Source organism: Fodinibius sediminis (assembly GCF_900182555.1).
In the GTDB taxonomy this organism is placed as follows: Bacteria; Bacteroidota; Rhodothermia; order Balneolales; family Balneolaceae; genus Fodinibius; species Fodinibius sediminis.
This window is the reverse complement of the sequence record NZ_FXTH01000005.1, coordinates 32,998-51,796: the sequence shown is the minus strand read 5'-3', so window position 1 is coordinate 51,796 and position 18,799 is coordinate 32,998. Positions and strand designations below refer to the sequence as shown.

Sequence of the window (18,799 nt, the reverse complement as noted above, 5' to 3'; positions counted from 1 at the left end):
TTATATTTTGAAAGAAAATTCCGGCAGCAGCCGGGACGATCCAAGATTCAACACCATCTATGCATCTATTTCCTGAACATTTAAGTGATAAAATTGGATTTGAAACCGTCAGGACGGCCGTACTGAAGAAAAGTCGCTCCGTAATGGGGCGCGAGCGTCTTGCCACGATGATGCCCTTTTCCGACCGATCAGTTATTCAGCGGAGGCTCGAGCAGACCAGGGAGATGATGGATCTTCTGCAGAATGATACCGCCTTTCCGCTTAATAACCTGCACGATATCCGCGAGCCGCTCAAGCAGTCGCGTGCCGGCAACCGGGTGCTTCCCCTCCCTGTTTTTACAGAAATCCTGGAAGTCTGTGTAACCGCCCGCAGGATTAAGTCCTACCTCGGGGACCGTGAAAAGCACTACCCGGAGCTCAAGGAAATCAGCATCGGGCTTATTCCGCTTGAAGAACTTGAAAAAATACTGCAAGATAAATTTACCAACAGCGGAGAGCTCCGCAGCGATGCCAGTCATCAGCTAAAGTCAATACGGAAGCGACTGAACAACAAGCGCAACGACCTTCGCAGCACCATCAACCGGGTAATGAGCCGTGTTGCCAAGCAGGGCCGGGCCTCCGATGAAGGACCCACGATTCGCAACGGCCGCATGGTTATTCCCGTACTGGCCGAATACAAGCGCAAGGTTCAGGGCTTCGTACATGACGTATCCTCCTCCGGGCAGACCGTATATCTGGAGCCGGTGGAAGCCCTGAACATCAACAATGAAATACGGCAGCTGGAATCGGAGGAGCAGCGTGAAATTGAACGGATTCTGCGTGAACTCACGGCAGAAATAGGCCGCAACCGCGATACCATCCGGCAGAACCTGGAGGTACTGACCACCATCGATGTCGTAGCAGCGAAAGCACAGCTCAGTATTGACCTGGATGCCTTTGTACCTGTTCTTTCGGAACGTTCGCATCTGTACCTCAGAGAAGCCTACAATCCGCTGCTGCTGTTAAAAAACCAGACCCTACCGGAAAATAAACAGGAGCAGGTCGTTCCGCTGGACATGGAGCTCACGGCGGAAGAACGATGCCTGGTGATAACCGGTCCCAATGCCGGTGGAAAATCCGTGGCACTTAAGACGCTGGGACTGTGTGCCATGATGGTGCAGTCGGGCTTTGCCATCCCCGCCCGCGACAGCTCGGAGCTACCGGTCTTCAGCAGCATATTCGTGGACATGGGCGACGATCAATCCATTGAAAACGACCTAAGTACTTTCTCCTCACGGCTGGAATGGATGAAGCACACCATTGCCCGCGCCGACCGCCACAGCCTGGCCCTCATTGACGAAGCGGCGGCGGGCACTGATCCCGAAGAGGGAGGCGCACTGTTCCAGGCACTTATTGAATTACTCATCGAACGCAGGGCCAAGGTACTGGTAACCACGCACCATGGCTCTCTAAAGGTATTTGCCCATGATCATCCTTCCGCCGTCAACGGGTCCATGGAGTTCGACCAGGCCACCCTTTCCCCGACCTATCGATTCAAGAAGGGCGTGCCGGGCAGCAGCTACGCCTTCGAGATAGCCAAACGGATGAAGCTCCAGGAGAAGCTTCTGAAGCAAGCCCGCCGACTGTTGGGCGAAGGCAAAAAAGACATGGAGACCCTGATTGCCGAGCTGGAAGCCAAAACCCAGGAGGCAGACCAGCTCAAGAAAAAATATGACCAGCTCAAGTCCAGGACCCAGAAGGCCCGCCATCGCTACGAGGAAAAGCGTTCGGCCATAGAAAAAGAAGAAAAGAGCATCCGCGAAAAGGCCCTAAAAGAGGCCAAATCCATCATGGATTCAGCCAACCAGAAGATTGAACAGGCCGTAGAACGTATTGTAAAGGAGGGGCAGAAGGACGAGGAGGTTATCAGGAAGGCCAGGCAAGACGTCGAAGAGTTTCGCAGCGAGGTGGATGCCGATCTGGAAGCCGTCGAGAATGAAGCATCCGCTTTTGAGGATGTTTCAGAAAAACCCAAGGTCGGCGACCGGGTTCGCCTGGAAGATGCCCAGACAACCGGGGAACTCAAGGAGATCAATGGCAGCACGGCCGTTATTTCGGCCGGCGGACTGCGCATCAAGACGAAGTTCAGCAAGCTGGTCAAAGTTGAGGATGCCTCGCAACAGAAGCCCAAACAGCGCATCAAGGTAAATATTGAAGGCGGCAGCCGATACAAGGTGGTGCCGCCCCAGTTAGAAATACGGGGAATGCGCGGGCGGGAAGCCATGAAAGAGGTTCAGCACTATCTCGACGACGCTATCGCTGCCGGCCGTCAGAAAGTAAACATTATCCATGGCAAGGGCGAGGGCATCCTGAAAAAGCTGGTTCATGAATACCTCGATAAGCGAAAAGAGGTCAAGAAATATCACATGGCCCCCATCGAGCAGGGCGGTGCCGGCTGTACCGTCGTCATCTTCCGGTAGACGGCCGGGGTAATTCGACCTCCAGCTCTTCCAGCAGCGATTCCCAGCTTCCCGCTGCCTGCCGGTCCACAGGAATTCCCTCTCTCTCCAGCTTATCGGTCACTGCCTGGTCCCCGGAAATTACCCGGATCTCGTCATAATCCAGGTCCGGGAAAGCTGCCCGCGTACGATTGACTGACCGGCGGGAATGAAAGAGGACCACCTCCGGCTGCTGATCCTGCAATACGTTTTTATTCTGCTGCAGCTCCTCTTCTCGCGGGCCCTCCAGCCTAAAAAGCACCAGCTCCTCAACCGGGATATCCAGCTCCTGCAACAAACCGGGCAGATCCTCGCTGGTTTTGTCGCCACAGGGGTAGAGAGTTGTACCCAGCCGGCGGACACGCAGCATAAACTCCATCAGATTGATCGCCTTGCCCTCGGCCCGGGGATGAATGGCGGGAATATTTTCTTCCTCAAGATAGTCGGCGGTCGGCTGATTGAGGGCAAGGTTCAGCTGCTGGCGGGCATCCTTTAGCTTATTCAGCTCCTTGAGTTTCTCTATAAAAAAACGAGCGTTACGTTTGCTCCCGTGGACAATATTCTCAAAGTCCTCCATGCGATTCAGGGTATCACGGATGGTGCTATTCATTCCAAGGGCCTCATAGCGCTCCAGCGGGTGGTGAAGCAGGGACACCGGCTTTCCAGCCAGTGATGCACAAAACTGCTCAGCGTCTTCCTCGGCGGCGGTCAATAAAACAGACAGGCTCATTACGTACAGATATCTACTTTGTTGAGGTTAAAAGATCAATGTAAAATACGGAAAAATAACGGCAGGCTCTAAACAGTCCATAACAGGAACCAGTTTTCCCGAGGCCAGGCCATCAGAACAGGTAGCCGACCCCTACGTAAATGCGGCTCACATCGCTGGAAAAACCAATTTCTCCCCGCAGAATAAAATCGGGGTTGAGTATTGACAGGGCTCCGCCCACCCCGATGGTCTGCTTGTATCCTTTAAAAAGATCCCCGAAATCATCCTCTTCCGTAAAGACCCGGCCGGTATCGGTAAAAAGCTGCATACCCAGTTTAAGCCGATAAAATTGGGGAAATTCAAATAGCCAGCTTCGAAGTTCCAGCGTATAGGCCACTGAGGAATTCCCCTGGAACCGGTTGAGGGGATAGCCACGGAGGGTATTGCCGTCAGCCAGCGTCGATCGCTCCCAATAGGGGACGTCGCCCATGGCGTGGCGGGCTTCCAGCAGGTTGGCCACCGTTATCTCATCAAACAGCTTGAAATACTGACGAAGTTCGGCGCGGGCCGTCCCCATCGCATAGCGGCTGACCAGATCAGGGGCATAGCGCAGCTCCAGGGCCAGGCGATTGCCGTGCTGGGGATCAAACTCACGGTCCCTGTTTTCCCAGACAAAGCCCGTCTTCAGAAAGTTGAGCCATCCCCCCCTGCGGCCTCTCGGCTGCTGGCGGCTGAATGATGACGGTTCCCTGGATACATAGGGAATTTGATATTCGGTCTCTGCTCCCGCCAAAAGATCCAGCCGGCTTCTTCCGCGACGATAAAGCGGTTTTCGAAGTTCATAGCCCAGCCCGAAGCCTACTGATTCAAAATAAAAGAACCCCTCCTCCCATCCCTTCTTATCAAAGGGAACTTCATTGCCTATACCGAAGAAATTGTTGGACGTAAATCGATTGAAATAAAGATTCAAGGTAGAGCGGATGGGGCGTCCGAAGGTTTCCGTTTGTTCATATGCTCCCCTGAATTTCACATAGCCCCTGGTTGATGCAAGCGCCGATGCCTTGACATGGCTCCTGAAAGGCTCCATCTCCCCCCTATAATCATAGCGGCTATAAATGATTCCTCCGATCACTCCCTCATTTGAGCTATAACCGGCGGCCGGCACCAGGGCACTGCTCAACGAATCCGCATTGCCCCCGGTATTGCCGGACTGGGCCAGGGTTGTTGCTGACGTCGCTGCAATCAGACCCAACAGTAAAAGCGTTTTTTTTATAATCATCGGCGTTTCATGATTCCAGGCTCCCCTCCTGCTCGAGCAGGTCGATTGTTTCCATGGCATGCCGCATATGCGGGATGACGATACTCCCGCCCACTACCAGGGCCACATTCAGGGCATCCACCATTTCATCTCTTGTATAGCCGGCCCCGGCACATTGTTCCAGGTGATAATCGATACAGTCGTTGCATCGCAGCACGGCTGAAGCCACCAGCCCCAGCAGCTCCTTCGTCTTACCGGGCAAAGCCCCGTCTTTATAGGTGTTGGTATCCAGGTTAAAAAACCGTTTGATTCCCAGATGATCCGCATCAAGGACCTTCTGATTCCCCTGCTCGCGGGCTTGTCGAAATGATTCCAGTCGATTATTTTCTATTTTGCTCATCATTTTGGTACCTTCACGTTGATTAGATGCATTCCAAGATACCACATATTCTCAGGAACTCGAACAAGGAATTCCATAATTGATTCAAGCGGTTCGGATCAATGAAAAGAAGAAACACTCAGCCCAAACATAAGTTGGCCGTCATAGGAGACAGTCTTAGCCAAGGATTCAATAATGGGGGTATCTATCGCACCGACCTCAATTTTCCCGCACTGCTGGCGGAATGCTGGGAGCCCGCCCCTTCCTTCAATCAACCGCGATTTACGGCCCAGGCCGGCATTCCGCTTAACCTTGAGATGCTGCTGCGGGGGTTATCGGACGAGTACGGTGAAAGTATTGAATGGGATGAATACCTGCCTGCCCTCTCCTACCTGTATTCCACCCTGCGCCGGGTCAAACGCTACTGGGAGGGTGAGATGAAACCCCTGAACAGACCGAAACAAACCTCGCCCTATCACAACCAGTCGGTTTGGGGATTTGCCATGAACGACGCCTGGATGGTAACCGAACACCTGAGCCGACGGTTTATTGAAACACAGCCGGAAACCTATTCCATTTTCGACATGCTGCCTGATCACGCCATGTATGTAACGGCCAGTCTGGTGCTAAATCCCACCTTCAATCAACGCTTTGGCCACTCCACGCAGGTAGACAACATTCAGCAGCTGCAGGAGGACGGGGGAATTGAGAACCTTATCGTGACCATGGGCCACAACAATATTATCGGGGCCGTATCGGATCTGAAATTTGTCTTTTCCACCGACGATGACCTGGAGGATTTCCCCTCCAAGCGGGACTATACGGTATACCGACCGGAACATTTTGAACGGGAATACCGGAAACTTGCAGAAAAAGTCAATGCCATCGGTGCCGAACAAATCATCACACAGACCATTCCCTATGTGACCATTCCACCCGTCACCCGGGGCGTCAATGCGGATAAATCGCGACACGGCCACACCGGCTATTTTGATTACTACACCCGTTTCTGGATATGGGACGAGGACTTCAACCCGGACAAGCACCCGCACCTGACCAAGGAGCAGGCCATTTCGCTTGACCAGCATGTGGATGAATACAACGTGATCATCAGGGAAATTGCCGAGGAATACGGCTGGATCGTCGTACCACTGAACCGCTATCTGAGCGGTTTTGCCCGCCGGCGCTTGGGCGGAAAGCTGCGCATCCCCTTTCCTGAAAATTTTGTGCAGGCGATGAACAAGCACCCGATGACCGATCACCTGTTTGAAGACCCCAAAAATCCCAAATTCAGCACCGACTACCTGCGCATCAACCATGACAGCGGCAAGGTGTACAAGGGAGGCATTTTCAGCCTGGACGGCATTCATCCAACAACCACCGGCTATGGACTGATTGCACACCTGTACAAGAAGACCATGGAAGAGCATGGGATCACATTTGACAAGCCCCTGAACTGGAACCACATCATCTCGAATGATACCCTGGTCACGGATCCCCCTTACCTGCTTGTAGAGCTGCGGGGGCTGCTGCGTTTCCTATCGCTCGACCGCCAGCAGAAACTGTCTATTGCAGGCAATGGCCTGCTAAACCAGCTGATGAAAATATTCTCTGCCCGCGACCCCGGGGGCTAACCAACACATGCGGGCCCGCAACAGCAATCCTTTGGTAAACCAACCTCCGGCGGAGCGCTCCCCCGACCCGGTACCTTAAATGAGAATGCTACCCTCTTCATCCCCTGTCGGTGAGCACAATTGTTCTGACCTCTTCAGGAGCAGCGGCCCCCAGATAAGCGGCCGTCGACCAGGCATCCGCAACCATGGCTGAGGCATGAACAGCCGTCACAGATCCCACCGGTTCAGCAGGCTTCGCCCTGTCAGGCAGCAGCAGGTGCCCCCATGAATGATCCGACTCATCATATCGGCGATTTTGATAGGCCCCGCTGGTGCTTAGTGCTTCATTAACCAGTTCCACCGGTTCCCGCACCGGCTCTTTGGTTTCCGGATTCAACAGGTGGACGGTCCACTTCTGCTGGTCGAGTGGTTTTCCAAAGCAATGAATATCGCCACTGAAATTGATGAAACCTGCAGCAACATCGGTCTGCTTCATGACCTCCAGGGCCTTGTCAAGCGCATATCCGCCCGCAATGCCTCCTGTATCGATGGCCATTCCGGCTTCGGCAAGCATCACCCGGCCTCCTTCCAGCTCAATCTTTTCAGAACCGATCAGGCGCTCAATTTTTCTGAGCTCGCGGTCCCCCGGACGTTTCACCGGCTCCGAAGGAGTTTCGCGGAATCCCCATCGCCGCATGGCAGGCTCAATGGTGATATCAAAACGTCCTTCTGATGCCTGATGTACCTCTTTGGCAAAGTGCAATAGCCTCCGGCTTTCTTCCGTCACCGTCATCGCTTCCCGTCCCGCCTGCCGGGTCAGCCTCGCCATCTCACTGTCGCTGTCGTACATCGAAAACGTTTTTTCGAGGGTACGGAAAGCCTGTTCAGCCCGGCGGATGGCCTCGTATCCCTCTTCTTCGCTTTCAGCGATAACCTGAAATGAGATGATGGACCCCATCACCAGGCTCCGGCGATGAACGGATGTAAGTGAAACACCCTTTTCCCTCCATCGGCCGGGCAGCAGGGCCGCTCCACCCAGAAATGCGCCCATCCCGCCTGTAACGGCAATCTCCAAAAACTGTTTCCGATTAATAGCCATACGTCAATTATTCTGTTTTGATAGACAAGATTTCATTACCACCAGGCTCATCCAGGCATAGGTCCCAACCATCAGGGTGCCACTCAGGATGACCACATATACAAAGGGCGACCACAGGTAGCGCATGACCCACAAGCCCCCGAAAGTAACAATGAGGGAGATCAGTGGCTCTACCGCTATGGAGATCTGAAGCCAGGAATCTCTGCCGGTTGCCAGGTAAAGCAGTCCCACAATCAGAAAGAGGGACGAAAGCCCCAGAATATGATTGTGGGTTGTGATTAACATCTCCTTGGCCGGTTTCGGGAACTTCAGCTCATCGGCGGTATCGATTTTGCTCTTGCTGATTCCCTTGTACTGTTCCACAACCCCGGTGGGGGTCAGGTGGGTCGTCACTTCAATCATCACTCCGCCGACAACCACTCCAATAAATGAAACCAGCACAAAAGTGAAAATCAATTTTCTGACAGGTGCCGGCCAGTTTTGCAAAGGGGGCAGTGATTCCATCACGGCAATTCAATATCTTTTATTATTGACATTAAGTCGTGAACCGAATTGGTCAGGGAACGTGCCGAGATCGTTGCCCCACTGATATTCTGAATGGTTCGTCCAAAGACAATCTTCTCAGGATTGCTTTTTCCCTTGAACTGATCACGAAAATACGAATAATCAATTTCATAACCGTAATTCTCCCGGTACTCCAGCACGTCGACCCCTGTAACTTCCCTTTCTTCATTAAAATAAAGCAAATAGGAAAATTTTTCTGACCGGCTCGGAGCAATATCCGGCAGAATATACTGAGTGACATCACCTTCCGGCACCGTGCCGATGAAAAGCGTATCGGGGATAGTAGACTTGGCTTTCAGTCGGCTTTTCATTTTTGGGCGGACTTCCTTCGGGACCGTCACTTTCCGCCAATTCACCTCCTGATCGGTACCCAGTACAGCCTGTACCGACCTGGCAATCAGTTTGCTGTTTATTTGACCGGGATCTACCTGAGCTGCAAGGTAGCGTGGGCCCGCCAGCAGGAGAACGGCAAAGACTGTTATATATAGCCAAATTCTTTTCATACCAACATAAATGAAGGGGAGAAATTTAATCATTCCTCCCCTTTGGTGATACTGATTTTTTAGAAATTATATCCGACGCCAAGGTTGAACTGCTGAATATCCTTGATCCCTTCAGATTTCAACAGCTGGTAGTCGGCCTTGAAAGCCACTTGCGGAGCGGGCTTGTATGTTAAGCCGAAAGTATACTCATAGCGTTCATTCTCAGGGTTGTCCGGTATCGTAACGGTTGAGGCCTGCGTATCGTACACCTCACCGCGGCCAAAGAGGTTGAGCTGCTGCTCTGTTTCTGCATCGCTCAGCCGCAGCAGGTCATAGGCCAGCTCGAGGTACCCACCGTACTGGCTTTCGCCGGCCGCATTTCCGAAGGTCGCGTTCAGATCCTCCACATTGGCCGTTTGACTGTAGACAAATAACCCGCGTGCCTCAAAGCCGCGGTTGGTGTAGATGGCATGACCGTCGATCATATGCATATTCACTCCATCCATGGCATCACCGTAGGTGGCATCGGTAGACAAATCAGAGAAGAAATACGAGGTACCCACCGTCAGGTTCAGGTTCGCGCGGTAATCCAGTCGTCCGGCAACGGCCCAGTTGTCGGTGGAGGCTTCAAACGCCTTCTGACGGGCATCCCGGATGCCCTCGTTCCCGGTTATACCGGAGGCGTCCAGGCCGGCCATCAGGTACAATTCATAACTCAGTCCGGATCTTGATTTTCCGTAGATTCCGGCCCCGGCTTCTCTCCAGGTGGAAGGGATGATGTATTTCTCTACGTTGGGACGCTCTACTCCATTGAATGTGGGCGGCTCGTGAACAGGATTAACTATGCCCATGGGAACCAGCATGATACCCGCACGAACGCCGAGCGCCGGCTGGTAACGCATATCAATATAGGCCTGCTCAAGGGCGACCTCTCCATGCCCGTCCTTGACATAGGTATGTTCTACTTCCAATTCGGACCGGAAGGTAATCCACTCATTAAAGTTATACCCTGCATAGAGGATGAACCGGTGAAAATCGAATTCGCCCGGTGTCTGATCACCGTTGGCATTATAGGTTACATCGTTGTAGTGGAGCTCTCCGTAACCACCAATAGTTGCACCCTGATTTTGCTGGGCAAAGGCCGCCATGGACAGCAAGAAAGTAAATGAAAATGTAAGACTTAATAGTTTAGTAAAGCGCATTGTTATGAAGCTGTTGTTTCTGTTTGAGTTAATGATATATAATTGTAAAATAGTTCTTTAGATGACCCCTACTTCCCGCAGCAGGTTCAGTGTTCCTTCGAGTTGCTGCAGCTTTTCATAATCGTATTCCGGACTCAGCTTAAAGGCGCGTTCCAGATTCAGCATGTAGTCGGGAAGTGTTACGCCATCGATAACCGGATATTCATGTACAGACTCTGCTGCATACTCCTGAGCCTGCCTGGAGAGCAGAAAACCAAGGAATTTCTGAGCCGCTTCGGAATCCTGTGAGGTCTGCAGTTCGGCAGCCCCCGTAACCAAGGCCAGATTTCCCAGATCTCCCTCTTCAAAGTGATACGTTTTAATCGGAGCATTCGCATTCGGTTCGGCCTCTCCATAGTGTTCATGATCTTCATACTCTCCCTCGCCTCCACCATATTTCAACCGGAGAATATAGTAGTGGTTGGTCAGGGCGATATCAATTTCTCCGGCGGCAATAGCCTGGACCATGGGGGTATTTGAGCTATAGCTCTTCGGATCCAGCTGCATCATGCCAAGCAGCCAGCGCCTGGCCTCTTCATCGCCCTGGGTGAGGCGCACGGTCGTAAGAAAATCGTAAAAACTGGAATAGGTGGGTGTCCATCCAACCCGCCCCTCAAACTCCGACATGCCCGGAAGATCCATCACTGAGGTGGGCAGCTGGGTTGAGTCGACATTATTGGCATTATAGGCAAGCACCCGGTATCGCACTGTAACCGGAATCCATTCGTCGGATGAGGATTTAAAAGCGGCCGGTTTATTGAGCAGGGAATCGGGAAGCGGCTTGAGAAGATTCTGTTTCGATGCAATGGCCATGGCTCCCATCGTATTCGCCCAGTACAGATCGGCGGGACTTTGCCCCCCCTCCTCATTCATTACGGCAAGCAGCTCCGCATCGTTGCCGTAACGCACCTCCACATCAATACCTGTCTGCTGTTTGAAATCGGTAACCAGCTGATCCACCAGCGCCTGGCTTCTTCCCGAATATATTACCAGCTGATCAGTAGCAGGTTCGGAGCACGATACCAGTAGTAACACAGCGGCCACAGCCGCTGTTAACCTTGAAACCTTTTTAATTGTTTTCATAAACAAATCTTCACTTGTCATTTATATTTAAACCGTATGCTGTGCAGCACGTAACGCTCGCAGCATGATTATCCATAACGCTTAATTAGACCAATTCTAATTAAGGGAGGGAAAGTATCGAATTTATTACACAATGACCAAAAAAAAATCACCTGTTGGAGTAATTGGCGCCGGCATCTCAGGCCTTACGACAGCCTATATTCTACAAAAAAAGGGCATTACAGCCACCGTTTATGAAAAGAGCGGGAACGTCGGGGGAGCTATACGGACGAGCCAAAAAGATGGCTGGCTGGTTGAAGAAGGGCCCAATACGCTGATGGTCAAATCGCAGGAGGTATGGGAATTGCTGGAGGAGCTCGGCCTGGAGGATGATATTATCGAAGCCAACAGCCAGGCCAAACGGCGCTTTATCCTCAAGGAGGGGCGGCCGGTGGCCCTGCCCTCCTCCCCGGGCCGTTTTCTGACAACCCCTCTGCTTTCAGCCGGGGCCAAACTTCGTCTGCTTAAGGAACCGTTTGTGGCTCCAGCCAAAGGCGATGACGAATCCATTGCCTCCTTCATACAGCGTCGACTGGGCAAACAGCCCCTGGATTACGGGGTCAATCCCTTTGTCTCGGGGGTTTATGCGGGCGATCCACGGAAGCTTTCCATGAAGCATACCTTTTCCACGCTCTGGAAGCTTGAACAACAATACGGCTCCCTGTTGAAAGGAGCCTTCCAGAAAGAAAGAACCGGGAAGTCCGTCAGAAAAGCGCTCATCTCTTTTACCAACGGCAACCAGGTACTCCCCAAGACCCTGGCCCAAACATTGACTGAGCCGGTACAGACTTCCTGCGAAATCAGATCGGCCCGGCAGCATCGTGGCCGATGGCAAATCAGCGGTCGCAGGGCGGGCCAGCCATTCCAGACCGACCATGAGCTGCTTGTTTTGGCACTTCCGGTCCATGCGCTTCCCTCTATTTTTGCATCCGACCATTTCAATCAGCTTTCGGATATTCCCTATGTCCCCTTGAGCGTACTGGCTTTGGGGTTCAGCAAACAGCAGGTCGAGCACCCGCTCAATGGATTCGGGATGCTCATCCCAAAGGTTGAAAAGCGCCGTGCGCTCGGCATGCTCTTCTCCTCTACCCTTTTTCCCGATCGCGCCCCCCGCGGGCACCATCTGATTACCTGCTTCATCGGCGGTGCCCGACAGCCCGGACTGGCCCATAAATCCCGGGAAGAACTGCTGGAACTGCTTCTTCCTGAACTGAATGAGCTATTGGGAATCCGGGAAGACCCTGTGTTTATTCATCACACCTTCTGGAAACGCGCCATACCCCAGTACGAAGTGGGATTCGACCGGCATCTCGCAACCATGGATACGATTGAAAATACGCATCCGGGCCTTTTGCTGAATGGAAATTACCGCCACGGCGTCTCCGTTCCGGACTGTATCTCCTCGGGATTTGCCACCGCCGACAGGGCAGCACGCCTGCTGCAATCAGCAGGCTCCCAATAGTTCGGTGGGAGGGCTCTATTTTCCACGAAAAAATTAGTACCTTACGAGCTGATTATACAACGAACAGGTAGTGACAACCACTGAAAAAACGATCCGAATATTATGGCTAATGCTTTTTTTGAAATTCGGGAACCGGAAAACGAATCCTATAATTCTTATGCCCCGGGTACTCCCGAACGCAAGAAACTCCGCGAAGAAATTGACCGCCTGAAGGGCCAGGAAATTGAGATTCCGGCTATTATCGGCGGCCAAAAGATTAAAACCGACCACCAGCAGGATGTGGTGATGCCCCATAACCACCAGCATACCCTGGGCAGCGTCCACCTGTGCGGTGAGAAAGAAGTAGAAATGGCTATTGAGGCTTCCCAGCAAGCCCGCCGGGAATGGGCCGATCTGCCGTGGGAAGAACGGGCCTCGATATTTCTGAAAGCCGCTGACCTCATTACGGGTCCCTACCGTTACACCATGAATGCGGCGACCATGCTGGGACAGTCCAAGACCCCTCACCAATCTGAAATTGAGGCCGTCGGCGAACTGGCCGATTTCCTGCGGTTTAATGCCTACTACTTGCAGCAGCTTTACCGGGAACAGCCCTACTCGCCCGACGGAATGTGGAACCGCATGGAGTACCGCCCACTCGAAGGCTTTATTTTCGCTGTCACTCCTTTCAACTTCACGGCTATTGCCGGGAACCTGCCGCTGGCCCCCGCCCTCTGTGGAAACGTTTCCCTGTGGAAACCGGCAACCTCTTCAATTTACTCCAGCTATTTCATCATGAAGGTTCTCCACGAGGCCGGAATGCCGGAAGGCGTCATCAACTTCCTGCCGGGCAACGGTGCCGATGTCGGGAACCCTGTCGTTGAAAGTGAGCATCTGGCCGGGCTGCACTTTACCGGCTCAACGGGCACCTTCCAGCATCTGTGGAAAAGCATTGCTGACAACATTGAAACTTACAACACTTATCCCCGCATAGTGGGAGAAACCGGTGGAAAGGATTTCATCTTTGCGCATGAATCCGCCGACGTCGATGCGCTGGTGGTAGCCGCCATCCGGGCCGCCTATGAGTACCAGGGACAAAAATGTTCGGCCGCCTCCCGAATGTACATCCCGGAATCCATCTGGGGCTCGTTCCGCGAGAAGTTCCTGGAGGAAGTACAAAAGGTGAAATACGGCGATGTGGAAGATTTCAGCAACTTCATGGGAGCTGTTATTGACCAGAAGGCTTTCAATACTATTACCTCCTACATCGACTATGTTCAGGAGTCGGATGACGGCGAGATCCTGTTCGGCGGCAACTACGATGATTCTGAAGGGTACTTCATCGAACCAACGCTGGTGCTGGCCCGCGATCCCCATTTCAAGACCATGGAAGAGGAGATCTTCGGACCGGTTCTGACCGTCTATGTCTATGAGGACGATCAGTTCGAGGAAACGCTGCAACTCTGTGATACAACCTCTCCATACGGACTAACAGGAGCTATTTTCGCCCGCGACCGGTATGTGCTCAAAAAAATGTCCGACAAACTGCGACAGGCCGCCGGCAATTTCTATATCAATGACAAGCCGACGGCTGCAATCGTCAACCAGCAGCCTTTTGGGGGAGCCCGAAAATCAGGCACAAACGACAAAGCCGGAAGTGCAGCCAACCTGATGCGCTGGATGTCGATGCGTTCTATCAAAGAAACAACCGTACCGGCAAAAGACTGGACCTATCCCTACATGCGCGAGGAGTGATGCAAAGTGGAACGGGCGATATCGGGGATAACCCCCTCCCAAGATGGTGTTATCTCCCGGTTTCTGTCCCTCTCATCCTTCCCAACCCCTTCGGGTACCTGTTCACTGGTGGTCCGGCGGATTGTGTTACGTGCCAAGCGGGAACCGTTTTATTTGTTCATGAGTGGCTCCCCCGGCATTAAGCCTGCTCTCATAGAGCACGAACTCACTTACCGGTACGCCGGGAATCATCAGCTTTTTGTGCTGGTTAATAAATGACATGACCTCTCTTTTATTACCGCCCCTGGTCCGTCCAATGGTAATATGTGGTACATAGGGACGGTTCTCAGCCTGAAATCCGGCGGCAATAGTTGTTTCTTCCACACGGCGCTGGAGCTTACGCAGTTTTGTTGATTTTGAGACACCCGCCCATAATACTTTGGGACGCCCTCTCCTTGGAAAGCAGCCGAATCCCTTAATCACCAGCTTGAATGCCTGTTGATGAATACCATTTAATTGCTCAATAAGCGGCGGCAGATCCCTTTCACTGGTATCACCCAGGAATTTAAGCGTCAGGTGCATTTGATGCCCGGACTGCCACCGAACCCCGTCGATGGGCCCCCTCAAAGCTGCCAGCTGCTGCCGAACATCCTCCGGCAACGGGATGGCGATAAACAGTCGCATCAGTGATAACGGACTTCAAAGGTATCATATCCCTCGTCCGCTTCTTCCACCTCAACATCGATGTTATCAACCCTGCTGGCCCCGGGGCCGCTCTCACATCGGTTGACCATTTCGCGAATATGATCCATGGGTCCGGCAAAAACAGCCTCTACACGTCCGTCCGGAAGGTTTTTAACCCATCCGAAGACGCCTATCTCCTCGGCATTAACTTTTGCAAAATGACGAAAGCCGACCCCTTGTACTCGACCTTCTACAAATATGTGCGCTTGTTGCATATCAATTGTCTCCTGTTTATCTCTGTTGATCTAAAAGTATAACCATTATATCGCGTTAGCGTCAAAGGTACCAATCTATGAGGAAATATCTAACTTTCAACAATTTATAACCATAAAGTTTGTATAATTCACCTATGCAAATTGAACTTTTATACCGCTAAGACCTTATTTTTCGATGACACTCACGCAATTGTCCTACATTGTAGCCGTGGATCGCTACCGTCATTTCGCTACCGCCGCAGAAAAATCCTATGTCACCCAGCCCACCTTGAGCATGCAAATCCACAAGCTCGAGGACGAGCTGGGCATTACCATATTTGACCGGTCAAAATCGCCTGTGGTTCCCACTGAAATTGGTGAAAAAATCGTTGCCGAAGCTCAAATCATTCTCAAGCAGGCCAAACATATTGAAGACCTGGCCTCCCTGAGCGATGAAAAGCTCCGGGGAACCTTCCGCATTGGAATTATTCCGACCATAGCTCCCTACCTTCTGCCGCTCTTTCTCCGAAATTTCAAAGAGCGCTATCCTGATGTCCGCCTTGTTTTTGAAGAAGTCGTCACAGAGGAACTCCTCGACCTGCTTGATGACGACTACCTGGATATCGGTATTATTGCCACCCCCGTGGAGCGGGGCAATATCTTTGAGGAGGATCTGTATTATGAGCCCTTTATAGGTTACATATCCGAAACCCATCCCCTGGCTGAAAAAGAGACCCTCACAGTCGATGATCTTGATGTGACCAATCTCTGGCTGCTGAATGAAGGGCACTGCTTCCGTGATCAGACTGTAAAGCTGTGCAAGAAATTCAGGAAAAATAAGCTGGAGGATCCCGACATTGAGTTTGAAAGCGGCAACCTGGAAACGTTAAAACAGCTGGTGGAACAAAATTTCGGAATGACCCTGTTGCCCTACCTGGCCAAAAACCAGATCAACGAGCAGTGCGCCAAAGCGCACATCCGGTATTTCGAGGAACCGGTGCCGCAGCGCAAGGTTCGCATGATTTATGGCCGCGAGTACCTGAAGCAAAATATCATCCAGGCCTTTAAAAAGGAAATCCTGGAAGCTATTCCCCCTGAGCTGAAACAGAAAGAGGACGGGGTGCTGGTGGAATAGCCGGCATCACTTAGCTGTTTCATGGTCAGCGGGTCCGGCCGCTGCCGTGAAACCTGCGGCTGGATTAAAGCTGTACAAAAATCACTATTCATCCCCGATCTACGGAGCACGCTGCTGAACCCTTAAAAATACTTAGTAATTCTATAAATGCTTCCATAATTTTGGGGCTTATTCTTCAATTATAAAAACCGTTTTCGTGGATCATTCCTTTTTACTTTGGGGCATTTTCAACGTTTTTATTGTGTCGATGCTGATCATCGACCTGGTCGTCTTCCACAAAAAAGATCAAGAGGAGGGGATCAAGGAGGCATTGATCTGGACGGGCGTCTGGATCGCCATGGCACTTGTCTTCGGTGTGGGGGTCTATTACTTCATGGGATCTCAGACCGCCCTGGACTACTATACGGGCTACCTCATTGAAAAGTCGCTGAGTGTTGACAACATCTTCGTTTTCCTCCTGGTCTTTTCCTACTTCAAAGTCCCCGCTAAATACCAGCATAAAGTCCTATTCTGGGGGATCTTCGGCGCACTGGTGATGCGCCTGCTGTTCATCTTCACCGGGGTGGCCCTTCTCGAGCGGTTCCACTGGATCATCTACATTTTCGGCGCCTTCCTGGTTTTCACCGGCATTAAACTAGCTTTCGAAAAAGATAAGGAAGTACATCCCAACCGCAATCCGGTTTTGATACTGGTGCGGCGGTTTATTCCCACCATCAAGGATTATTACGGATCCCAGTTTTTCGTGCGCAGGATGGGGAAACTGGTGGCGACACCGCTGTTTATCGTTCTCATTGTCATTGAAACTACAGACCTCGTTTTTGCCCTGGACTCCATCCCCGCCATCCTGGCAATCACACGCGACGAGTTTATCGTATACAGCTCCAATGCCTTTGCCATCCTGGGGCTGCGTGCTCTTTATTTTGCTGTTTCGGGCATCATGCGGCTGTTTCATTACCTGCATTACGGCTTGTCGCTTATTCTCATCTTTGTCGGGGTCAAGATGCTGATCGAGGAGTTTTACCATATCCCTACGCCCTATGCGCTGGGATTTGTGGCCGCTTCGCTGACTATTTCCATCGTAGCCTCCATCCTGTATCCACAGGAGGATGAGGAACTTGTCGAAGGAAGTCCCGAAAAAACGAGCCCCTAAGCTCAGTCAATTACGTTTGCCTATGCCTTTTGCCACCCAATGGTTCCTGGTCTACTACAGCATATTGGGCTTGCTGCTCCTGGTGAGCGGGGCCTTCTTCACCTTTCGCCCTGACAAGATCGCCGGCCGCCTGATGGTTTATGCCGAGCGGGAGAAACCGCCCGTTATTCTTATTCGTATTCTCAAATACCTGATCCTTTTTACGCTCCCTGGTCTTGCACTCTCCTTTTTCCCTTTTTCGTGGGTCGAACTGCTGTTTACCGTCTGGAGCCTGATCCTGCTGTATATTGCCGGAGCGCAGCTGGTGCGCTGGAAACAAAGCCGGATGCTCATCCGCCATAACCCGGAATCACTGGCTAAAACGATCCGGAAGGGTGGTGCCATAATGATGTCAGTCGGCTTTGCTATATTCCTGTTAGCGTATTTAGTTGTTAACCGAGCCACAGGCTGATGAACATTGTAAAAGCGGGATCCCAGGGGATTTTGCTACCGGATCTTAACCTTGAGTTTGACTGCAGCGGCACCCCAGAGGGGCATACCTTTATTTCCCACGCTCATGCCGACCACATGCCCCGCAGCAAGGAAAGCCACGTTTACTGCACCGAACCGACCTATAAGCTGATGCGGAAGCGGGGATTCGAAGGGACCGCCGACGTGCTGGCGTACGGGGCGCCCCTGGAAACCGATCGCGCCCGGATAACGCTCTACCCGGCGGGACATATCCTGGGGTCGGCGATGGCTTTTGTGGAAAGTGATAACGGTTCGGTACTTTACACCGGCGATTACCGTACGCCCCCCTCCCCCGCATCCGAGGGATTCGAATTGCCCAGCCGAAACATTGATCATTTTATCACTGAAGCTACGTTTGCACTCCCCATCTACCGGTGGGCCCCGCACAGCAGCCTGGCCGATGATGTTCGGACCTTTGCCTCCTCTTCGCTTGAAGAGGGATATACGCCTGTCTTTTTAGCCTATGACCTTGGAAAAGCCCAGGAAGTCATGTATATGCTGGCTCCCCTCAACCGGACGGTCCAGATTTCTGACGACTGTTTTCAGTTTTGCAGCGTCTATGAAGATGCGGGCTTTGAGCTGGGCCGTTATGAACCATACGACCAGACCAACTTCAGTGAAAAAATCCTCATCGCCACCCATCGCACCCTCAGGCATAAGTTGTCACCTCATATACGAGCCCAACGCATTGCATACTGCTCGGGGTGGGCTGCCGGATCAAGAGGCCGGGGCCGAGGATCAATCAACAGGCGGATCCCGTTATCCGACCATCTGGACTTTTTTGAACTTATCAACCTGTGCCGGGAGCTGCATCCGAAGATGGTTCATATCACCCATACGCCCAATGCTGACGTCGTCCGGCACTACCTGGACGAGCTAAATATTGATTCACGGCTTTTGGAGTAGAATTGTGTAATTTTCAAGGCTGATACAACCAACCTGATCCA

General features: G+C 52.1%; 19 protein-coding genes. 8 read left to right on the top strand and 11 right to left on the bottom strand.

Annotated elements, in window-relative coordinates:
- Window positions 1-59 precede the first annotated feature (59 nt).
- The gene (locus FN808_RS06765; protein WP_142713806.1) at window positions 60-2,459 is read left to right on the top strand and encodes an endonuclease MutS2; all 2,400 of its coding nucleotides are present in this window, start codon (window positions 60-62) and stop codon (window positions 2,457-2,459) included.
- Here FN808_RS06765 and FN808_RS06760 read toward each other — a convergent pair.
- The 3 genes from FN808_RS06760 to FN808_RS06750 all read right to left on the bottom strand — a co-directional run bounded on the left by FN808_RS06760 (window position 2,446) and on the right by FN808_RS06750 (window position 4,847).
- Window positions 2,446-3,207 carry a uroporphyrinogen-III synthase gene (locus FN808_RS06760; RefSeq protein WP_142713805.1) on the bottom strand — a complete coding sequence of 254 codons (762 nt, stop codon included), beginning with the start codon at window positions 3,205-3,207 and terminating at the stop codon, window positions 2,446-2,448. The genes FN808_RS06765 and FN808_RS06760 overlap by 14 nt on opposite strands.
- Window positions 3,208-3,319: 112 nt before the next feature.
- On the bottom strand, window positions 3,320-4,465 hold the full coding sequence (locus FN808_RS06755; protein WP_185958283.1) for a BamA/TamA family outer membrane protein: 1,146 nt from the start codon (window positions 4,463-4,465) through the stop codon (window positions 3,320-3,322).
- Between the two features lie 7 nt (window positions 4,466-4,472).
- Window positions 4,473-4,847, bottom strand: a complete 375-nt coding sequence (locus FN808_RS06750; RefSeq protein WP_246068291.1) for a carboxymuconolactone decarboxylase family protein — start codon at window positions 4,845-4,847, stop codon at window positions 4,473-4,475.
- Window positions 4,848-4,945: 98 nt separating this feature from the next.
- Here FN808_RS06750 and FN808_RS06745 point away from each other — a divergent pair, with 98 nt between their 5' ends.
- Entirely contained in the window at window positions 4,946-6,457 is a 1,512-nt protein-coding gene (locus FN808_RS06745; RefSeq protein WP_142713803.1) for a hypothetical protein, read from the top strand.
- A gap of 97 nt (window positions 6,458-6,554) precedes the next feature.
- Here FN808_RS06745 and FN808_RS06740 read toward each other — a convergent pair whose 3' ends face one another.
- From FN808_RS06740 to FN808_RS06720, 5 genes are read right to left on the bottom strand one after another with little or no spacing between them, the layout of a single operon-like run.
- Window positions 6,555-7,535, bottom strand: coding sequence for an FAD:protein FMN transferase (locus FN808_RS06740; RefSeq protein ID WP_142713802.1), 981 nt, complete (start codon window positions 7,533-7,535; stop codon window positions 6,555-6,557).
- A 3-nt stretch (window positions 7,536-7,538) separates the two neighbouring features.
- Window positions 7,539-8,039, bottom strand: coding sequence for an Aq_1264-related membrane protein (locus tag FN808_RS06735; protein WP_491523270.1), 501 nt, complete (start codon window positions 8,037-8,039; stop codon window positions 7,539-7,541).
- On the bottom strand, window positions 8,039-8,602 hold the full coding sequence (locus FN808_RS06730) for an FMN-binding protein (RefSeq protein WP_185958282.1): 564 nt from the start codon (window positions 8,600-8,602) through the stop codon (window positions 8,039-8,041). The genes FN808_RS06735 and FN808_RS06730 overlap by 1 nt, the downstream gene beginning before the upstream one ends.
- A gap of 59 nt (window positions 8,603-8,661) precedes the next feature.
- The gene (locus FN808_RS06725; RefSeq protein ID WP_142713799.1) at window positions 8,662-9,783 is read right to left on the bottom strand and encodes an outer membrane beta-barrel protein; all 1,122 of its coding nucleotides are present in this window, start codon (window positions 9,781-9,783) and stop codon (window positions 8,662-8,664) included.
- Window positions 9,784-9,840: 57 nt separating this feature from the next.
- The gene (locus FN808_RS06720) at window positions 9,841-10,905 is read right to left on the bottom strand and encodes an iron ABC transporter substrate-binding protein (RefSeq protein ID WP_221929952.1); all 1,065 of its coding nucleotides are present in this window, start codon (window positions 10,903-10,905) and stop codon (window positions 9,841-9,843) included.
- Window positions 10,906-11,038: 133 nt separating this feature from the next.
- On the opposite strand from FN808_RS06720, the gene hemG reads away from it, so the two are divergent.
- The gene (hemG, locus tag FN808_RS06715) at window positions 11,039-12,406 is read left to right on the top strand and encodes a protoporphyrinogen oxidase (RefSeq protein ID WP_142713798.1); all 1,368 of its coding nucleotides are present in this window, start codon (window positions 11,039-11,041) and stop codon (window positions 12,404-12,406) included.
- 102 nt (window positions 12,407-12,508) lie between these two features.
- The gene (gene pruA / locus FN808_RS06710) at window positions 12,509-14,140 is read left to right on the top strand and encodes an L-glutamate gamma-semialdehyde dehydrogenase (RefSeq protein WP_142713797.1); all 1,632 of its coding nucleotides are present in this window, start codon (window positions 12,509-12,511) and stop codon (window positions 14,138-14,140) included.
- On the opposite strand, the gene FN808_RS18870 is transcribed toward pruA, so the two are convergent.
- Genes FN808_RS18870 through FN808_RS06700 form a run of 3 tightly spaced genes read right to left on the bottom strand, consistent with a single transcriptional unit; the run spans window position 14,122 to window position 15,078 of the window.
- Window positions 14,122-14,277, bottom strand: a complete 156-nt coding sequence (locus FN808_RS18870; RefSeq protein ID WP_185958281.1) for a hypothetical protein — start codon at window positions 14,275-14,277, stop codon at window positions 14,122-14,124. The genes pruA and FN808_RS18870 overlap by 19 nt on opposite strands.
- On the bottom strand, window positions 14,267-14,803 hold the full coding sequence (gene thpR / locus FN808_RS06705; RefSeq protein ID WP_142713796.1) for an RNA 2',3'-cyclic phosphodiesterase: 537 nt from the start codon (window positions 14,801-14,803) through the stop codon (window positions 14,267-14,269). The genes FN808_RS18870 and thpR overlap by 11 nt, the downstream gene beginning before the upstream one ends.
- Entirely contained in the window at window positions 14,803-15,078 is a 276-nt protein-coding gene (locus tag FN808_RS06700) for an acylphosphatase (protein ID WP_142713795.1), read from the bottom strand. Before FN808_RS06700 ends, thpR begins: the two co-directional genes overlap by 1 nt.
- Window positions 15,079-15,253: 175 nt before the next feature.
- Between FN808_RS06700 and FN808_RS06695 the strand changes: the two genes are divergently transcribed.
- The 4 genes from FN808_RS06695 to FN808_RS06680 all read left to right on the top strand — a co-directional run bounded on the left by FN808_RS06695 (window position 15,254) and on the right by FN808_RS06680 (window position 18,758).
- Window positions 15,254-16,192 carry a hydrogen peroxide-inducible genes activator gene (locus FN808_RS06695; protein WP_142713794.1) on the top strand — a complete coding sequence of 313 codons (939 nt, stop codon included), beginning with the start codon at window positions 15,254-15,256 and terminating at the stop codon, window positions 16,190-16,192.
- 196 nt (window positions 16,193-16,388) lie between these two features.
- The gene (locus tag FN808_RS06690; protein ID WP_221929951.1) at window positions 16,389-17,342 is read left to right on the top strand and encodes a TerC family protein; all 954 of its coding nucleotides are present in this window, start codon (window positions 16,389-16,391) and stop codon (window positions 17,340-17,342) included.
- A gap of 22 nt (window positions 17,343-17,364) precedes the next feature.
- Window positions 17,365-17,793 carry a hypothetical protein gene (locus FN808_RS06685; protein ID WP_142713793.1) on the top strand — a complete coding sequence of 143 codons (429 nt, stop codon included), beginning with the start codon at window positions 17,365-17,367 and terminating at the stop codon, window positions 17,791-17,793.
- Window positions 17,793-18,758, top strand: a complete 966-nt coding sequence (locus FN808_RS06680; protein ID WP_246068290.1) for a hypothetical protein — start codon at window positions 17,793-17,795, stop codon at window positions 18,756-18,758. The genes FN808_RS06685 and FN808_RS06680 overlap by 1 nt, the downstream gene beginning before the upstream one ends.
- Window positions 18,759-18,799 lie beyond the last annotated feature (41 nt).

What these genes read in the sequence shown, in the direction of transcription:
- FN808_RS06765 (WP_142713806.1), top strand. Translation starts at nt 60, where the DNA reads ATGCATCTATTTCCTGAACATTTAAGTGATAAAATTGGATTTGAAACC.
- FN808_RS06760 (WP_142713805.1), bottom strand. Translation starts at nt 3,207, where the DNA reads ATGAGCCTGTCTGTTTTATTGACCGCCGCCGAGGAAGACGCTGAGCAG.
- FN808_RS06755 (WP_185958283.1), bottom strand. Translation starts at nt 4,465, where the DNA reads ATGATTATAAAAAAAACGCTTTTACTGTTGGGTCTGATTGCAGCGACG.
- FN808_RS06750 (WP_246068291.1), bottom strand. Translation starts at nt 4,847, where the DNA reads ATGATGAGCAAAATAGAAAATAATCGACTGGAATCATTTCGACAAGCC.
- FN808_RS06745 (WP_142713803.1), top strand. Translation starts at nt 4,946, where the DNA reads ATGAAAAGAAGAAACACTCAGCCCAAACATAAGTTGGCCGTCATAGGA.
- FN808_RS06740 (WP_142713802.1), bottom strand. Translation starts at nt 7,535, where the DNA reads ATGGCTATTAATCGGAAACAGTTTTTGGAGATTGCCGTTACAGGCGGG.
- FN808_RS06735 (WP_491523270.1), bottom strand. Translation starts at nt 8,039, where the DNA reads ATGGAATCACTGCCCCCTTTGCAAAACTGGCCGGCACCTGTCAGAAAA.
- FN808_RS06730 (WP_185958282.1), bottom strand. Translation starts at nt 8,602, where the DNA reads ATGAAAAGAATTTGGCTATATATAACAGTCTTTGCCGTTCTCCTGCTG.
- FN808_RS06725 (WP_142713799.1), bottom strand. Translation starts at nt 9,783, where the DNA reads ATGCGCTTTACTAAACTATTAAGTCTTACATTTTCATTTACTTTCTTG.
- FN808_RS06720 (WP_221929952.1), bottom strand. Translation starts at nt 10,905, where the DNA reads ATGAAAACAATTAAAAAGGTTTCAAGGTTAACAGCGGCTGTGGCCGCT.
- hemG (WP_142713798.1), top strand. Translation starts at nt 11,039, where the DNA reads ATGACCAAAAAAAAATCACCTGTTGGAGTAATTGGCGCCGGCATCTCA.
- pruA (WP_142713797.1), top strand. Translation starts at nt 12,509, where the DNA reads ATGGCTAATGCTTTTTTTGAAATTCGGGAACCGGAAAACGAATCCTAT.
- thpR (WP_142713796.1), bottom strand. Translation starts at nt 14,803, where the DNA reads ATGCGACTGTTTATCGCCATCCCGTTGCCGGAGGATGTTCGGCAGCAG.
- FN808_RS06700 (WP_142713795.1), bottom strand. Translation starts at nt 15,078, where the DNA reads ATGCAACAAGCGCACATATTTGTAGAAGGTCGAGTACAAGGGGTCGGC.
- FN808_RS06695 (WP_142713794.1), top strand. Translation starts at nt 15,254, where the DNA reads ATGACACTCACGCAATTGTCCTACATTGTAGCCGTGGATCGCTACCGT.
- FN808_RS06685 (WP_142713793.1), top strand. Translation starts at nt 17,365, where the DNA reads ATGCCTTTTGCCACCCAATGGTTCCTGGTCTACTACAGCATATTGGGC.
- FN808_RS06680 (WP_246068290.1), top strand. Translation starts at nt 17,793, where the DNA reads ATGAACATTGTAAAAGCGGGATCCCAGGGGATTTTGCTACCGGATCTT.